Here is a 15,564-nt window from a genome sequence, read left to right on the forward strand (position 1 = left end):
GTGGAGAGGGGGGCGGCGCAGGGGCGGGCGGGGCGGCGCGCGGCAGCCGGGAACCTCCCGACCGCCCCTGGGACCGCCGCCCACAAGGTTACTGGCTCCCGTAACGGCGGCCGACCGCCCCACTGACGTAGGGGCCGCGGCCCCCCTACCGCCCCACCGCGGGCACCCCGGCCGACCTACTGCCGCAGCGCCCAGCCGCGCTCCCGCAGCGCCCCGGCCAGGGCCGGTGCCACCTTCGGGTCGACGAGGAGCTGGACCACACCGGCCTGCTGGCCCGTGGCGTGCTCGATCCGGACGTCCTCGATGTTCACGCCCGCCATGCCGGCGTCGGCGAAGATCCGCGCGAGCTGGCCCGGCTGGTCGGAGATGAGCACGGCGACCGTCTCGTACGCCGTCGGGGCCGAGCCGTGCTTGCCGGGCACCCGCACCTGGCCGGCGTTGCCGCGGCGCAGCACGGTCTCGATGCCGGTGGCGCCGCCCTGCCGCTTGGCCTCGTCGGAGGACTGCAGGGCCCGCAGCGCGCTCACCGTCTCGTCGAGGTCGGCGGCCACCGCCGAGAGCAGATCCGCGACGGGGCCGGGATTCGCCGACAGAATGTCGATCCACATCCGCGGATCCGAGGCGGCGATCCGCGTGACATCGCGGATGCCCTGGCCGCAGAGGCGTACGGCCGTCTCCTCGGCGTTCTCCAGGCGGGCGGCGACCATGCTGGACACCAGGTGCGGCATATGGGAGACCAGCGCCACCGCGCGGTCGTGGGCGTCCGCGTCCATGACGACGGGAACGGCGCGGCAGAGCGCGACCAGCTCCAGGGCGAGGTTCAGGACCTCGGTGTCGGTCTCACGGGTGGGCGTGAGCACCCAGGGCCGGCCTTCGAAGAGGTCCGCGGTGGCCGCGAGCGGTCCGGAGCGTTCCCTGCCGGACATCGGATGCGTGCCGATGTACGAGGAGAGGTCGAGGCCCAGTTCCTCCAGCTCGCGCCGCGGCCCGGCCTTCACACTGGCGACGTCCAAGTAGGCGCGGGCCACACCGCGCCGCATGGCGTCGGCCAGGGTGACGGCCACATGCGCCGGCGGTACGGCGACGATCGCGAGGTCCACCGGTCCGATGGGCGGTTCGTCGGTGCCGGCGCCGAGTGCCGCGGCCATCCGTGCCTGCTCGGGATCGTGGTCGGCGAGGTGGACGCTGACGCCACGGCTCCGCAGGGTGAGCGCGGCGGAGGTACCGATCAGTCCGGTGCCGATGACGAGGGCGGTTCTCACTGGGCGATGTCCTTGCGCAGAGCGGCGGCGGCGCCGAGGTAGACATGGGCGATCTCGGAGCGCGGCTTGTCGGACTCGATGTGCGCGAGGACCCGTATGACACGGGGCATGGCGCCGGCGATGTCCAGCTCCTGGGCGCAGATCAGCGGGACGTCGGTGATGCCGAGCTTGCGGGCGGCGGCCGCCGGGAAGTCGCTGTGCAGATCGGGCGTCGCCGTGAACCAGACACTGATCAGGTCGTCCGCGGTCAGCCCGTTGCGGTCGAGCACCTCGGTCAGCAGCGCGCCGACCTGCTCGTCCATGTGCCCGGCCTCGTCCCGCTCGAGTTGGACCGCGCCCCGGACCGCTCGTACCGCCACCGTGCTGCTCCTTGTCTGTGCGCCTTGTCCGCGCGACTCGCCTGCGCCTTGTCCGCGCGACCTGCCTGCGCCTTGTCCGCGGCTCGTCCGCACGATCCGGCTGCGCGACTTGTCCGCGCGACCTGCTCCTGCACTGCTCCTGAACTGCTCCGAACAGGGTAGTCAGCGCGGGCGCGGACAGCGCGCGGCGCCCGTCTGCCGAGACGGGCGCCGCGTGAGGAGAGGGTGGTCGGGGCCCTCAGCTCCGTGCCTGCTACAGGTTCTGCTGCTTCATGAGCTCGTCTAGCGAGGTCGGCACCTGCCCCTGCGGCGTCAGCTTGTCGACGGCCTGGGGCAGCTGCGCGGCGATCTCGTTGGCCGCCTGCTCCTCGGTGATCCCGTTCTTCTCCGCGACCTCGTGCAGCGTGTCCGTCGGCAGCGCCTGCTGCACCTGCTCGCCGGTCACCGGCTTGTTGTCGCCGGTACCGACCCACGAGTCGGCCTGTTCGGACAGGCCCGCCTTGTTCAGGCCTTCGAGCAGTCCGGACAGCGGGTTGTTCCCACCGCCCCCGGAACCGCCGCCGCCCAGGAAGGACTGCAGCAGCTGGGCGAGGATGTTCCCGCCGCCGCCTGCGCTGGAGCCGCCTTGTCCGCCGCCCAGCAGGCCGCCGAGGAGGCTGCCGAGGTCCGGTCCGCTGTTACCCGCCATGGTCTCGCCTTTCCAGAGGTGTGGCCGGGGCTCCCGCGGCCGTACCGCAGAAAGCCCCCCACCTAGCGTTGACAGGTCAAATGTCACCCGATCCCCGCACTCCTGCCACTTGACGCAAACCGGACCATGCGTACCTCTGGACGGTGGTGGGCCGGGTCCGCTTGCATGGGTGGGCTCAGCCTTTTGCGCCTCGGGGGAGGCTCGTATGACACGCTCCGGACCCCTCTTCACCCTTCTCGGCGGGCTGCTGCTCGCCCTGTTGCTGCTGACGTTCAACGCGACGACGGGGACGAAGACCGCGCCCGCCGGCGACAAGGTCGCGCCGTCGGCGAGCCCGAGCGCGAGCCCGACGTCGAGCCCGAGCACCAGCGCGGCGCCGACGAGCGAGGCGCCCACGCCCACACCCTCGAAGACACAGGCTCCCGACGCCGACTACGCGGGCCGTACCGACGACGACTCCTCGGCGATCGCGGTGACCGTACGGGACGGGAAGGCGGTCGCGTACTTCTGCGACGGACGCGACCGAGAGTCCTGGCTGAAGGGTGCTGTCGCCGGCGACGGTTCGATGAAGCTGACCGGCAAGAACGGCGCGCGGCTCGACGCCTCGCCCAAGGGCGACAAACTGACCGGCACGGCGAACGTCGACAAACAGACCTTCACCTTCACCGCCGACCGGGCGAAGAAGCCCTCGGGCCTCTACCGCGCGACGCAGACCGTACGCGGCGCCCGCCTCGACGGCGGCTGGATCGTGCTCCAGAACGGTGCCCAGGTCGGCATCCTCACCCGCGACGGCGCCCGCGAGCCGGCCCCGGAGATCGACCCGGACTCGGGCTCGGTGACGGGCGAGGACCTCACGGCCCGGCCGGTCACCCCCTGATCCTTCGCCACCTACGAGCAGCCCTCCGTACGAGAGGCAGGAACCCGGCATGAGCGTCGACCCGAACGCCGTCACGCAGGACTTCCCCTCACCTCCGGCGCACGGGCGCCCGCACCCGGCCCGCTATCTGGTCCCCGTCTTCGCGGCCGGCCTGGTCGCGGTGGGCCTCGGGGTGTACGGCAAGACCCACGACCCGGCAGGCACCTCGTTCAACCTGGCGGGCTTCAGCAGCACGGGAGCGGTCAAGTCCTGGCTGGGCACGGGGGCGTTCGCCTTCGCGGTGGTCCAGTTCCTGACCGCGCTCGCGATGTACGGGCGGCTGCCGGGCGTCGGCGCCAAGCCCTGGATGGCGGGGACGCATCGCTGGTCGGGGCGGATCGCCTTCCTGCTCGCCGTCCCCGTGGCGGTGCACTGCCTGTACGCACTCGGCTATCAGACCTTCGACACCCGCGTCATGTGGCACTCGCTGCTCGGCTGCTTCTTCTTCGGCGCGTTCACCGCGAAGATGCTGCTCCTGCGCCATGAAAGGCTGCCGGGCTGGCTCCTGCCGCTGGTCGGCGGGGCGGTGTTCGCGGGGCTCGCGGTGGTGTGGGTGACGTCGGCGCTGTGGTTCTTCCGGACGTTCGGGGTGACGACATGACGTACGGAATCGATGACGCCATGACGTACCGGACCGAGGTGACGCCATGACGACACGGCGACGCACCGTCCTCGCCGCGGGCGCGCTCGCGCTTCCGGTCGTCGCGGGCTGCGAGAAGTACGGGGACGAGCAACCGGAGCCCGAGCCGCCGGCCGGGACGGACGGCAAGCAGCCGAGCAGCGCGGACGCATCCGGCGGCGAAGGGCAGCCCGGGGCCCCGGAGTTGGCGAAGACCTCGGACATCGAGGTGGGCGGCGGCAAGGTCTTCGAAGCGGAGAAGGTCGTCGTGACACAGCCCGCCGCCGGGGACTTCAAGGCCTTCTCCGCCGTCTGCACGCACTCGGGCTGCACGGTGGCGAACGTCGAGGGCGGCACCATCAACTGCGCGTGCCACGGCAGCAAGTACGCACTCGACGACGCCTCGGTGCAGGGTGGTCCGGCACCGAGCCCTCTGGCGCCCCGGCAGATCAATGTGAAGGGAGACTCGATCACTCTGGCGTAGCCTCGCGCCATGCTCTGCGAAGACCATGCGGCCCTGATCCGCGACCACACGATCTACTCCTGCGTGATGGGCTCGCGCGCCTTCGGCCTGGCGACGGAGACGAGCGATACGGACCTCCGGGGTGTCTTCCTGGCGCCGACCGCGTCGTTCTGGCGCTTCTCGAAACCCCCGACGCATATCGAGGGCCCCGCGCCGGAGCAGTTCTCATGGGAGCTGGAACGCTTCTGCGAACTGGCCCTGCGCGCCAATCCCAACATCCTGGAGTGCCTCCACTCCCCGCTGGTCGAGCGCATCGACGACACGGGCCGCGAACTCCTCGCCCTGCGCGGCGCGTTCCTGTCCTTGCGCGCCCACGACACCTTCGCCCGCTATGCGCTCGGCCAGCGCAAGAAGCTGGACGCGGACATCCGCACGCACGGCGCCCCGCGCTGGAAGCACGCGATGCATCTGCTCCGCCTTCTGATGTCCTGCCGCGATCTGCTGCGCACGGGAGAGCTGGTCATCGACGTGGGCGACGCCCGCGAGGAACTGCTCGCGGTGAAGCGGGGCGAAGTCCCCTGGCCGGAGGTCGAGCACCGCATGAACACCCTGGCGGAGGAGGCCTCCGCCGCGGCGTCCAAGTCCCCGCTCCCCGCCGAGCCGGACACGGCGGCGGTCGAGGACTTCCTGTTCCGCGTACGGCGCCGTTCGGCGGGCCTGTGACTCCCCCGCCCGTCATAGCCCCCGGCTCGCTCGCGGCCCGCCCCCAACCCGCGCTCCCTTGCGACGACTTGCTGCTGCGCCCTTGGGAGGCAGGCGACGCCCCGGCCTTCCTCTCCGCTTACCAGGACGAGACCATTCGCCGCTGGCACACACGCCGCCCGTCCTGCGAGGCCGACGCCCTGGAGTGGTTCGACACCTACCGCAGGGACTGGGCGACGGAGCGGGGCGGGCACTGGGCGGTCGAGGGGGTCACCGGTGAGGTTCTCGGCCGTATCGCCCTGCGCGGCTGGGATTTCGACGACGGCCTCGCCGACGTCGCGTACTGGGTGGTTCCTGCCGCGCGCCGCAGGGGGGTGGCGGCACGGGGTGGCCCGGGGCTGTCCCCCCCGGGCCCCGGAAGGGGGGGCTTCCACCGCCTCGCCCTGGACCACTCGACGCACAATCACGCCTCCTGCCGAGTCGCGCTCAAGTCCGGCTACGACCTGGAAGGCACCAAACGCAGCGCCGCCGTCCACGACGACGGCCGCCACGACATGCATCTGCACGCCCGGATACGGGAGGTCTGAGGCCTCACTTCCCGTCCTGAGGTCCCACTTCCCGGCCTGAGGCCTCACTTCCCCAGCCGCGCCCGTACGACGAAGTCATGCAGCGCGTCGTACGCCGAAGGATCGGGTTCGGCCGGCAGCGCCGCCCCCTCCTGCGCCACGTCCAGCACGACGTGCAGCGCCTCCAAATCAGCCGCCACACGCACGCGATCCACGTCCGCCGCCCCATGCTCGGCCGAGGCCTTCGCCTCGATCAGCTCCGGGAGGTACCCGGGCGCGTTCACCAGCGCGATCAGGGTCGGCAGATCGGCGACGACCTGGCCCGACCTCATCAGATGCACTCCGGTGAGCAGCACGCGGAAGGCGTACAGGAGCGGCTTCAGCTCACCGGTCTTCTCGAAGAGCCGCGTCTGAGTGTTCGCGAACCCCCGGTAGTGGTGGGCGTGGTTGCTGGTGAGCACCGCAGGCGCGAGGGCGGCCAGTTCGGCGTGTGCCGAGCCCGTATGCACGACGAGTGGGGACAGCAGCTGCTCCAGTACGTATCCGTTGCGCCGCAGCATCAGCCGTACGAACTTGCGCAGATCGTGCGTGACGAGATCCATCTCGACCCCGTCCCGCACCCACATCCGCGACCGCGTCTCCTGCGGCTCGCGCAGCCCCAGCAGCGCCTCGGCGGGCAGCAGATGGACGCCGCGCAGGTCGACGTCGGAGTCCTGGGACGGGAAGCCGTACAGGTGCGCACCGGAGACGGTCGCGAAGAGCAGCGGGTCGGGCTGCTCCGCGACCACGGGCGCGAGGTCGACCAGGGGCACCCCGGCACCCGAAAGCTCACGCATCCCACAGCGCCCCGAGCGAGACCAGCTCGCTGTGGTACTCGATGCGGTCCGCCCACTCGGCGGGCCAGCAGGACGCCCCCAGGTGAGCCCCCGCGAACGCACCCGCAAGACACGCGAGCGAGTCCGAGTCGCCGGACGACACCGCCGCCCGCCGCAGCGCGGTGACCGGGTCCGACGGGAACATCAGGAAGCACAACAGCCCGGTGGCGAAGGCCTCTTCCGCGATCCAGCCCTCCCCCGTGGCCAGGCACGGATCGGTCTCCTCGTTGGCCGAGCGCAACGCGGCGTCGAGCCGGGCCAGGATCTCCAGGCACTCGTCCCAGCCGCGCGCGATGAAGTGCTCCGGCGTCGGATCCTGCGCATACGTCCACAGATCACCGAGCCACCGCTCGTGGTACGTGGTGCGGTTCTCCAGGGCGTACGACCGCAGCAGCCCGACCAGGGCCATGGGGTCCGCCCCCTGGGCGAGCAGGTACACCGCCCGCGCCGTCAGATCCGAAGCCGCGAGCGCCGTCGGATGCCCGTGCGTGAGCGCGGACTGCAACTGCGCGGCGCCCGCGCGCTGTTCCTCGCTCAGGCCGGGCACGAGGCCGATCGGCGCGACCCGCATGTTCGCGCCGCAGCCCTTCGAACCGGTCTGGCTGGCCTGCTGCCAGGGCCGGTCACTGTCCAGCTGTCGGCAGGCGACCATGCAGGTACGGCCCGGCGCGCGGTTGTTCTCGGGCGAGTGGTACCACTCCACGAACTCCGGCCGTACCGCGTGCTCCATCCGCTTGGGCCCGAGCAGCCCGCGGTCCATGGCCGTCCGCAGCCCGCGCCCGAGCGCGAGCGTCATCTGGGTGTCGTCGGTGACGATCGCGGGCTTCGGCAGGGCCAGTTCGCGCCAGGGACCGAACGAGGCGAGGATCGCCGGCACGTCTTTGAACTCGGTCGGAAAGCCGAGCGCGTCCCCGAGCGCGAGCCCGATCAGAGAACCCGTCGCGGCCCGCTTGGTGTGCCCGTTCATCGTGGAGTTCCTGGGTGTGTTCGTCGGCGAGGTCATCGGAGTCGTCCTTCCGGTCGCAGAAGAGGGGGATGCAGGGCGCCGGCGCTGCCCGCCCGGTACAGCGCCGCGGGTTTGCCGCGTCCGCCGGTCAGCCGCGCACCCCCGGGCACGGGCTCGACGAACCCGGGGGTTGCGAGGACCTTGCGCCGGAAGTTGGGCCGGTCGAGGGCCGTGCCCCAGACGGTCTCGTAGACCTGTTGCAGCTCGCCGAGCGTGAACTCGGGCGGCAGGAAGGACGTGGCGAGACAGCTGTACTCGAGTTTGGCGCCGATCCGTTCGTGCGCGTCCGCGAGGATCACATCGTGGTCGAAGGCCAGCGCCCCGAAGGTCCCGTACGGCCGCCACTCGGCCCGCGCCGCATCCCCGCCGCCCCGCGGCTCCGGCAGATCGGGCCCGAGCGCCGCGAAGGCCACGGACACGACCCGCATACGGGGGTCGCGATCGGGTTCGCTGTAGGTCCGCAGCTGCTCCAGATGCAGCCCCGAAAGATCCGAGATCCCCGTCTCCTCGGCGAGTTCACGCCGCGCGGCCGTCTCCGCGGACTCCGCCGGCAGCACAAAACCGCCGGGCAGCGCCCACCTCCCCGCGTACGGCTCCTGTCCGCGCTCGACGAGCAGCACCTGCAGCGCACCGTCGCGGACCGTGAACACCGCGAGATCCACGGTCACGGCGAACGGGGCGAAGGCATGAGGGTCGTACCCCTCGGGCACGGTCGGGGTCCGGTCGGGCACGGTCGGGGTCCGGTCGGACACGGTCGGGGTCCGGTCGGACACGGCAGCATCCCCCTCGGGCACAGGTGCGTTCATCGCTTCTCCGGGAGTGGATCGGTGAAGTGCCAGCCGGCACCGAGCAGTGCGTCGACCGCGGCCACGGCTTCGGCGAGGCGCTTGCCGTGTGCCCCCGTCAGGAAGCGGAAGTCCCGGCCGGTACGGACGAGTTCGGCGCGGAAGCGTTCGGTCATCCACGGCCGCAGCTCCTCCCCCTCACGCAGCCCGTCGTCCTCGAAGGCCACACCCTCGTGGTCGGTGAGCAGCCACAGATGCTGCCCGGCGGGTTCGGGTTCGACCGGATAGGAGCCACCCATGTACCGCTCGTGCCAGACGGTCGTCGCGAAGGCGTCCGTGTCGCAGAAGAGCACGGGCGAGCCGAGCCGCGCGGCCGCGTCCTCACGCCGCCGCTGCTCGCGCGCGATCACCGGGAACTCCTCCGAGGCGAACGCGACCTCGGCCCACTCGGCCCCGGGATTCGCGGCCCGCAGCTCCGCCAGCTTCCGCTCGCTGAACTCCCGCCCGTACTCGTCCACACAGCGCGTCCCGGCCCAGATCCCGCCCCGCGCCCGATAGCGCTCCGTGAGTGCCCGCGCCATCGTCGTCGTCCCGGTGGACTCGGCCCCGAGCACGACGACCCGGCGCGTCAGCGCGGCCCGCACGGGCTCGGCCAGGAACTCCCAGTTGCCGACGGGATCCTTGCGCACGGCCGTCCCGGACACCGGATGGAGAGATCTCGACACATCGACACTGATATGCCGCGCCCCGAACCGCCGCGCCAGCTCGTCCCCGTACGCCTCCGAGGTGAACACCGCGTCGACACGCTCCGGCACAGCCGCCCGGAAGACGGCCATATGGGCGGCCCACACATCCGGGTCGTGCAGATCCATCGCGATGTCGTCGACGGCTCCGACCACCCGTACGTCCGGATGCACCTCCCGCATCCACGCCACGCGCCGCTCCAGCGGCACGGACTCGACGGAGGCCGCGCACACGAGGACGGTCAGCTGCTCGCACCGGGCCGCCGCCGTCGTCACGAGATGGTGGTGGCCGGCGTGCGGCGGATAGAACTTGCCGAGCACGAGGCCGTGCCCGAAGCGCGCGGTCATGCCGCCATCACCGCCTCCCGGCCCACCAGTTCACGGCGCCAGTTGCGCAGACCCAGCACGCACAGGGCCATGAAGCCCACGTACAGGAGCGAGGTCAGGTACAGCTCCTTGTGCGCGTAGAGCGGGATGTACACCACGTCCGCCGCGATCCACAGCCACCACGATTCAAGCCGCTTGCGGCACTGTCCATAAGTCGCCATCAGCGACAGGGACGTGGTCAGCGCATCCCAGAACGGGACCGTGGAGTCGGTCGCGTGGTCGAGCAGAAGCGTGATCGCGAGCGTGCTCACCACCCCTGCCGCACCCAGCCAGATCCATTCGGTACGCGTCGTACGACGCACCGGAAGCGAATCCGAGGAGCCAGGACCACCCCCGTGGGCCCAGGTCCACCAGCCGTATGCGGCAAGGGTGATGAAGACCAGCTGCAGACCGGCGTCCGCGTACAGGCCGGCCTGCGTGAACAGCAGGATGAAGAACAGGTTGTTCGCGATCCCGATCGGCCAGTTGGCGATGTGCTGGCGCGCCACCAGCCAGACGCAGAGCGCCCCGCTGCCGAAGCCGAGCACCTCGGTCCAGCTCACCGGGGTGTCCAGCAGCGTGAACAGCGGCTGCTGCAAGGGTTCGAGTAGCTCCGCGAGACTCACGCCCGCCTCCTTTATGGTCAGACAGACTATAAAGGAGGCGGGCACGGAACCACAAGGCGTTTCAGGCGCCCACGGCTTCTCGTACGGTCCGCAGCCCCGGCGGGCGGGCAAAAGGAATCGGCCGGACCCGGAAAAGTTCCGGATCCGGCCGATGCCGTACGAAGGCGAGGCTGCCTACAGCTCGACCTCGCGCATCAGCATCCCGACCTCGGTGTTGCTGAGCCGGCGCAGCCAGCCCGACTTCTGGTCGCCCAGACCGATCGGACCGAAGTGCGTCCGCACGAGCTTCTCGACCGGGAACCCGGCCTCGGCCAGCATGCGGCGCACGATGTGCTTGCGGCCCTCGTGCAGCGTGACCTCGACCAGGTAGTTCTTGCCGGTCTGCTGCACGACCCGGAAGTGGTCGGCGCGCGCGTAGCCGTCCTCGAGCTGGATGCCGTCCTTGAGGATCTTGCCGATCTCGCGCGGCAGCGGGCCGGTGATGGCCGCCAGATACGTCTTCTTCACGCCGTACCGCGGGTGCGTGAGGCGGTGGGCCAGCTCACCGTGGTTGGTGAGCAGGATGATGCCCTCGGTCTCGGTGTCGAGACGGCCCACGTGGAACAGCCGCGTCTCGCGGTTGGTCACGTAGTCGCCCAGGCACTGACGGCCGTCGGGGTCCTCCATGGTGGAGACGACACCGGCCGGCTTGTTGAGGGCGAAGAACTGGTACGACTGCGTGGCCACGGTCAGACCGTCGACCTTGATCTCGTCGGACTCCGGCTTCACGCGCAGACCCTGCTCGAGCACGATCTCGCCGTTGACCTCGACCCGTGCCTGCTCGATGAGCTCCTCGCAGGCCCGGCGCGAACCGTAGCCGGCGCGCGCGAGCACCTTCTGGAGCCGCTCGCCCTCCTGCTCGGCGCCCGGGAACGTCTTGGGGAGCTTCACTTCCTTCTTGCCGGCGTACCGCTCCCTGTTGCGCTCCTCCTGGCGCGTCTCGTACTCGCGGGAGGTCGCGGGCGCGCTGCGCTTGGCGCCACGGGCTCCGCTGCCCTGCGAGGTGCGCGGGCCGCCCTTGGCGCCACCGCGTGCCGCTTCGCCGCGGCCCCTCCTGGGGCCGCCGTCCGCGGGGTCCACGTCGTAGCGACGCTCCTCGGGGCGCGGATTGCGCAGACGCCCGCTGGCGTTGGTGCCGCTGCTGCCACCACCCTGCGGACGGCCGCTGCCACCACCCTGGGGACGGCCACCGCCACCACTCTGGGGACGGCCGCTGCCGCCGCCCTGGGGCCGACCGCCGCCACCCTGAGAACGGCCACCGCCGCTACCGCCCTGGTAGTTCCCGCGGCCACCGCTGGTCCCGCCACTGCTACGGCCACCGCTGTTGCCACCACGGCTCCCGCCGTTGTTTCCGCTGTTCCTGCCGTTGCTTCGCATCAAATTTCCGTCTTGTCGTCTTCCTCGGAATCCGGTGCATCCGGATCGAACGACGGGACCCCTTCCAAGGTGTCGGCCTCGATCGCCTCCGCCTCGGGCAGAAAGGGCGCGAGTTCCGGGAGCTCGTCCAGGCCACGCAGGCCCATCCGCTCCAGGAAGTAGTTCGTCGTCCTGTACAGGATCGCACCTGTTTCGGGTTCCGCGCCCGCCTCCTCGACCAGACCCCGCTGCAGCAGGGTCCGCATCACGCCGTCGCAGTTCACTCCACGGACGGCGGAGACCCGGGAACGGCTGACCGGCTGCCGGTACGCGACCACGGCAAGCGTCTCCAGGGCCGCCTGGGTGAGCCGAGCCTGCTGACCGTCGAGCACGAAGCGCTCCACGGCCGCGGCGTACTCGGGGCGCGTGTAGAAGCGCCAGCCGCCCGCGATCAGGCGCAGCTCGAAGCCGCGCTGCTGCACCGTGTACTCGTCGGCCAGCTCCCGCAGGGCGTCGGCAATCTTGCGCCGCGGCCGGTCGAGGATCTTGGCGAGGTGCTCCTCGGTGGCGGGCTCGTCGACGACCATGAGCACCGCTTCGAGCGCGGGCTTCAGCTCGAGCCCGGCGACATCGAGCAGTCCGGCGGGGGCCTCGTCCGTGGTGCTCACACCTTCTCCTTGCTGTCGGCCTTGTCGTCGGGTACCTCGGGGGGCCGGTCGAACTCGTCCGTGACCAGGGGTTCGTCCCCGTCCGCTCCGGTCCAGCGCACCATCAGCTCACCGAGGGCCTCGTCCTGGTCGAGCGCCACGGCCTTCTCGCGGTAGAGCTCAAGGAGCGACAGGAAGCGGGCCACGACCGTCAGGGTGTCCTCGGTGTCGGCGATCAGCTCGCGGAAGCTCGCCGTCCCCGACTCCCGCAGCCGCGCCACCACGATCCCGGCCTGCTCCTGCACGGAGACCAGCGGGGCGTGGATGTGCTCGACGTACACCTGCGGCTTGGGCTTGGGCTGCATCGCCTTCACGGCGAGCTTGGCGAAGCCCTCGGCCCCGATGCTGATGACGACCTCGGGCAGCAGGTCCGCGTGGTGCGCTTCGAGCCCGACGGTACGAGGATATCGGCGCGCCTCGTCGTCGAGCCGCCCGCTGAAGATCTCGGCGATCTGTTTGTACGCGCGGTACTGGAGCAGCCGCGCGAACAGCAGGTCACGGGCCTCGAGGAGCGCGAGGTCGCCCTCGTCCTCGACCTCGGCGGAGGGCAGCAGCCGCGCGGCCTTGAGGTCGAGCAGGGTCGCGGCGACGACCAGGAACTCGGTCGTCTGATCCAGATCCCAGTCGCTGCCGAGCCGTCGGATGTACGTCATGAACTCATCGGTCACCTTGGACAGCGCGACCTCGGTGACATCGAGCTTGTGCTTGGAGATGAGCTGGAGCAGCAGGTCGAACGGCCCCTCGAAGTTGGCAAGCCGCACCTTGAACTTGCCGTCGTCCACGGGGGGTTCGGCACTGTCGGCCGGAAGCTCGGGGACATCCGCCGAGAGGTCGGCAGCATCGGCGGAGGGGGCAGTGCCATCCGCCGGAACCCCGGCCGCATTGACGGCAGTCGCGGGGCCCGGCTGGTCGGCCGATACCGGGGATGCACCGCCGCTTCCAGCCGACGCCGCACCGCGGACGGACGGCTCGGCAGCACGGTCGGGCACCTCGGCACCGGAGACGGGCGGCTCAGCACCCGACTCTGCCGACTCGACACCGGCCACCCCGGGCTCGATCCCCGAGTCGGACGCCTCGGTGCCGGCGCCGCCGGAGTCGCCGTCGATTCGGCCGCCCACGTCCGGCTCGTCCGGACGGCCGCCCTCAACGCCTTGCTCCCCCGCCCCGGGGCCTGGGGGCGGGCCCCCCGTTTCGGTAAGGGGCGGGGTGGGGGGGACAAAGGCCTCAGCCTCGCCCCCGGCCTCAACCGCACCCGCCGCAGACCCTGCCCCCGGCCCGCGACCGAGCGTGCGGCGCGAGCGGCGGGAGGAAGCGGTCGGATCGTCGGTCATCGTGGTCCAAAGGCGGCGGCAGACGGCAAGGGGCGGCCCGCGAGGGCACCCCGCAGGCTACCGCCCCGGTGAGCGGCGCCCACGAACGCCGTTCCGAAAACTCACCGGCCGCGCAACCGCCGTACAAGAATGCTGGCCTCGCCCCGGGACTCCAGGTCCGCGAGCACGACCGCCACGGCCTCGCGCACGATCCGCCCGCGGTCCACCGCGAGCCCGTGCTCCCCGCGCAGGACGAGCCGCGCGTGCTCGAGGTCCATCAGCTCCTCGGCGGAGACATACACGGTGATCTTCTCGTCGTGCCGCTCGCGCCCGCTCGGCCGCCGTGCCGACCGGGCCCGCTTACGGGCGGCGGAAGAGTCCGACTTGGCCGCGCCCTTGCCCCGCGGCGCGTCCTCGGCTGACTGCTCGTCCGCCGACCGCGTACGGGACGCCGTACCCGACTCCGCGTCTGCGGGCGCGTGTTCGGCCTCGTCCGGGGCCCCGCCGGCGGGCGCGGCCGCCCCGTCGCTCTCGCCGGCCGGCGCGGGCACCCCCGCCCCACCCTTGTTCGTCGGGTTGCGCGGAGTCGACGACTGCAGCGCCATGCCTCCGGTCGTGCGGAACAGTTCGTCGGCCCCCGGCAGACTCACTCGGCGTGACACCGGGCGAGCACCTCCCTGGCGAGCTGACGATAGGCGGCCGCACCAACGGAGTTGGAGGCGTACGTCGTGATCGGCTCACCGGCGACCGTGGTCTCCGGGAAGCGGACCGTGCGCCCGATCACCGTGTGGTAGACGTGATCGTCGAAGGCCTCGACGACGCGCGCGAGCACCTCACGGCTGTGCACCGTGCGCGAGTCGTACATCGTCGCGAGGATGCCGTCCAACTCCAGGTCGGGGTTGAGGCGTTCCTGCACCTTCTCGATGGTCTCGGTGAGCAGCGCGACACCGCGCAGCGCGAAGAACTCGCACTCGAGCGGCACGATCACCTTGTGCGCGGCGGTCAGCGCGTTCACGGTCAGCAGACCGAGCGAGGGCTGACAGTCGATCACGATGTAGTCGTAGTCCTGCATCAGCGGCTTCAAGGCACGCTGCAGCGTGGACTCGCGCGCGACCTCGCTCACCAGCTGCACCTCGGCCGCCGACAAGTCGATATTGCTCGGCAGCAGGTCCATGTTGGGCACCGCGGTCTTCAGGAGCACCTCGTCGGCCGCCATGCCCCGCTCCATGAGCAGGTTGTAGACGGTGAGGTCGAGCTCCATCGGGTTGACGCCCAGACCGACCGAGAGCGCGCCCTGCGGGTCGAAGTCGACGAGCAGCACCCGCCGTCCGTACTCCGCGAGCGCCGCACCCAGGTTGATGGTCGACGTGGTCTTGCCGACGCCGCCCTTCTGGTTGCACATCGCGATGATCTTCGCGGGCCCGTGGTCCGTCAGCGGACCCGGGATCGGGAAGTACGGCAGCGGCCGCCCCGTCGGACCGATGCGCTCCCGGCGCTGGCGGGCGGCGTCCGGGGCCAGCGTGGCCGCGTATTCGGGGTCGGGCTCGTACTCGGCGTCGGGGTCGTAGAAGTGCCCTTCGGGCAGTTCGTCGTAGTCGGCGAAGTGCGTCGGGGTCTCACCACTCCGGTCGCCGGCCATGGCGTTCACTTGATGGCCATCCATGCTCTGGTGGGCGTTCAGCGTCTGCGTGGGGCGCTGCGTGTTCTGTCGCTCCGCGAAGGTTCGTACGGCGACTGAGCCGACAGCGCCGACAGTTTCGAACCCTGAGGGGCCCGACTCCTGCGCAGGCATTCCTGGTTGGCCACCCCCGGGAGTAAATGTCGACTCATTCACAAGTCGTCTTACCTCCTTGGGTGACCAGGAACATTTATCGATAGGTCAGCGTGACACCATGCCGACGGTTGGCGACTCTATGGCGTGTCACCGGTCCGCAGCAACACAATCCGCCGGACCCGGCCCGATGTGTCGGCAAAGGAACAGCTGCCTGTCAAGGGTGGACCGAGGGCGTACGGGGACGCGTCGACTGGTTTCACGGGTGTGCGAAACGGTTAAACAGTTACGTTCGAGGCGAGTTGATCGTCCCTCGCAAAGTGACCGGATACACACCGCAAACGCGGACGGCCGGGCCCTGCGAGCAAAGGCCCCCGGGCTGGGGCAGGGTGTGGGGGGGGGGGG

General features: G+C 70.9%; 18 protein-coding genes. 5 read left to right on the forward strand and 13 right to left on the reverse strand.

Going from position 1 to position 15,564, the window contains the following annotated elements:
* Positions 1 to 176: 176 nt before the first annotated feature.
* The 3 genes from JAO81_RS30890 to JAO81_RS30900 form a co-directional block, all read right to left on the reverse strand.
* Entirely contained in the window at positions 177 to 1,262 is a 1,086-nt protein-coding gene (locus tag JAO81_RS30890) for a prephenate dehydrogenase (protein WP_199551260.1), read from the reverse strand.
* Positions 1,259 to 1,621 carry a chorismate mutase gene (gene aroH, locus JAO81_RS30895; RefSeq protein ID WP_199551261.1) on the reverse strand — a complete coding sequence of 121 codons (363 nt, stop codon included), beginning with the start codon at positions 1,619 to 1,621 and terminating at the stop codon, positions 1,259 to 1,261. The genes JAO81_RS30890 and aroH overlap by 4 nt, the downstream gene beginning before the upstream one ends.
* Before the next feature lie 253 nt (positions 1,622 to 1,874).
* Positions 1,875 to 2,309 carry a YidB family protein gene (locus JAO81_RS30900; protein WP_199551262.1) on the reverse strand — a complete coding sequence of 145 codons (435 nt, stop codon included), beginning with the start codon at positions 2,307 to 2,309 and terminating at the stop codon, positions 1,875 to 1,877.
* A 205-nt stretch (positions 2,310 to 2,514) separates the two neighbouring features.
* On the opposite strand from JAO81_RS30900, the gene JAO81_RS30905 reads away from it, so the two are divergent.
* The 5 genes from JAO81_RS30905 to JAO81_RS30925 are packed head-to-tail and all read left to right on the forward strand — an operon-like array spanning position 2,515 to position 5,596.
* Positions 2,515 to 3,186, forward strand: coding sequence for a hypothetical protein (locus tag JAO81_RS30905; protein WP_199551263.1), 672 nt, complete (start codon positions 2,515 to 2,517; stop codon positions 3,184 to 3,186).
* A gap of 49 nt (positions 3,187 to 3,235) precedes the next feature.
* On the forward strand, positions 3,236 to 3,826 hold the full coding sequence (locus JAO81_RS30910; RefSeq protein WP_199551264.1) for a DUF6529 family protein: 591 nt from the start codon (positions 3,236 to 3,238) through the stop codon (positions 3,824 to 3,826).
* Between the two features lie 46 nt (positions 3,827 to 3,872).
* Complete coding sequence (locus tag JAO81_RS30915; RefSeq protein ID WP_199551265.1) at positions 3,873 to 4,328, forward strand: Rieske (2Fe-2S) protein; 456 nt, start codon at positions 3,873 to 3,875, stop codon at positions 4,326 to 4,328.
* A 9-nt stretch (positions 4,329 to 4,337) separates the two neighbouring features.
* Positions 4,338 to 5,030, forward strand: coding sequence for a DNA polymerase beta superfamily protein (locus tag JAO81_RS30920; protein ID WP_199551266.1), 693 nt, complete (start codon positions 4,338 to 4,340; stop codon positions 5,028 to 5,030).
* The gene (locus tag JAO81_RS30925) at positions 5,027 to 5,596 is read left to right on the forward strand and encodes a GNAT family N-acetyltransferase (protein WP_307813887.1); all 570 of its coding nucleotides are present in this window, start codon (positions 5,027 to 5,029) and stop codon (positions 5,594 to 5,596) included. Before JAO81_RS30920 ends, JAO81_RS30925 begins: the two co-directional genes overlap by 4 nt.
* Positions 5,597 to 5,640: 44 nt before the next feature.
* Here the strand turns inward: JAO81_RS30925 and JAO81_RS30930 are convergent, their stop codons facing one another.
* From JAO81_RS30930 to JAO81_RS30975, 10 genes are all read right to left on the reverse strand, one after another.
* Complete coding sequence (locus tag JAO81_RS30930; RefSeq protein ID WP_199551267.1) at positions 5,641 to 6,411, reverse strand: DNA polymerase beta superfamily protein; 771 nt, start codon at positions 6,409 to 6,411, stop codon at positions 5,641 to 5,643.
* Positions 6,404 to 7,453 carry an ADP-ribosylglycohydrolase family protein gene (locus tag JAO81_RS30935; RefSeq protein WP_233416157.1) on the reverse strand — a complete coding sequence of 350 codons (1,050 nt, stop codon included), beginning with the start codon at positions 7,451 to 7,453 and terminating at the stop codon, positions 6,404 to 6,406. The genes JAO81_RS30930 and JAO81_RS30935 overlap by 8 nt, the downstream gene beginning before the upstream one ends.
* On the reverse strand, positions 7,450 to 8,262 hold the full coding sequence (locus JAO81_RS30940) for an NUDIX domain-containing protein (protein WP_199551268.1): 813 nt from the start codon (positions 8,260 to 8,262) through the stop codon (positions 7,450 to 7,452). Before JAO81_RS30940 ends, JAO81_RS30935 begins: the two co-directional genes overlap by 4 nt.
* Positions 8,259 to 9,332, reverse strand: a complete 1,074-nt coding sequence (locus JAO81_RS30945) for an AAA family ATPase (RefSeq protein ID WP_199551269.1) — start codon at positions 9,330 to 9,332, stop codon at positions 8,259 to 8,261. Before JAO81_RS30945 ends, JAO81_RS30940 begins: the two co-directional genes overlap by 4 nt.
* Complete coding sequence (gene pnuC / locus JAO81_RS30950) at positions 9,329 to 9,976, reverse strand: nicotinamide riboside transporter PnuC (protein ID WP_199551270.1); 648 nt, start codon at positions 9,974 to 9,976, stop codon at positions 9,329 to 9,331. The genes JAO81_RS30945 and pnuC overlap by 4 nt, the downstream gene beginning before the upstream one ends.
* A gap of 174 nt (positions 9,977 to 10,150) precedes the next feature.
* Entirely contained in the window at positions 10,151 to 11,392 is a 1,242-nt protein-coding gene (locus JAO81_RS30955; protein WP_199551271.1) for a pseudouridine synthase, read from the reverse strand.
* A complete protein-coding gene (gene scpB, locus JAO81_RS30960) occupies positions 11,392 to 11,958 on the reverse strand; it encodes an SMC-Scp complex subunit ScpB (protein WP_233416164.1) in 567 nt (188 codons plus the stop codon). Before scpB ends, JAO81_RS30955 begins: the two co-directional genes overlap by 1 nt.
* A gap of 77 nt (positions 11,959 to 12,035) precedes the next feature.
* Positions 12,036 to 13,196, reverse strand: coding sequence for a segregation/condensation protein A (locus JAO81_RS30965; RefSeq protein WP_307813889.1), 1,161 nt, complete (start codon positions 13,194 to 13,196; stop codon positions 12,036 to 12,038).
* 314 nt (positions 13,197 to 13,510) lie between these two features.
* Complete coding sequence (locus JAO81_RS30970) at positions 13,511 to 14,050, reverse strand: hypothetical protein (protein ID WP_307813891.1); 540 nt, start codon at positions 14,048 to 14,050, stop codon at positions 13,511 to 13,513.
* On the reverse strand, positions 14,035 to 15,180 hold the full coding sequence (locus JAO81_RS30975; RefSeq protein WP_187815743.1) for a ParA family protein: 1,146 nt from the start codon (positions 15,178 to 15,180) through the stop codon (positions 14,035 to 14,037). The genes JAO81_RS30970 and JAO81_RS30975 overlap by 16 nt, the downstream gene beginning before the upstream one ends.
* Between the last annotated feature and the right edge of the window lie 384 nt (positions 15,181 to 15,564).

It is taken from the genome of Streptomyces sp. N35, assembly GCF_016464295.1.
GTDB lineage: Bacteria > Actinomycetota > Actinomycetes > Streptomycetales > Streptomycetaceae > Streptomyces.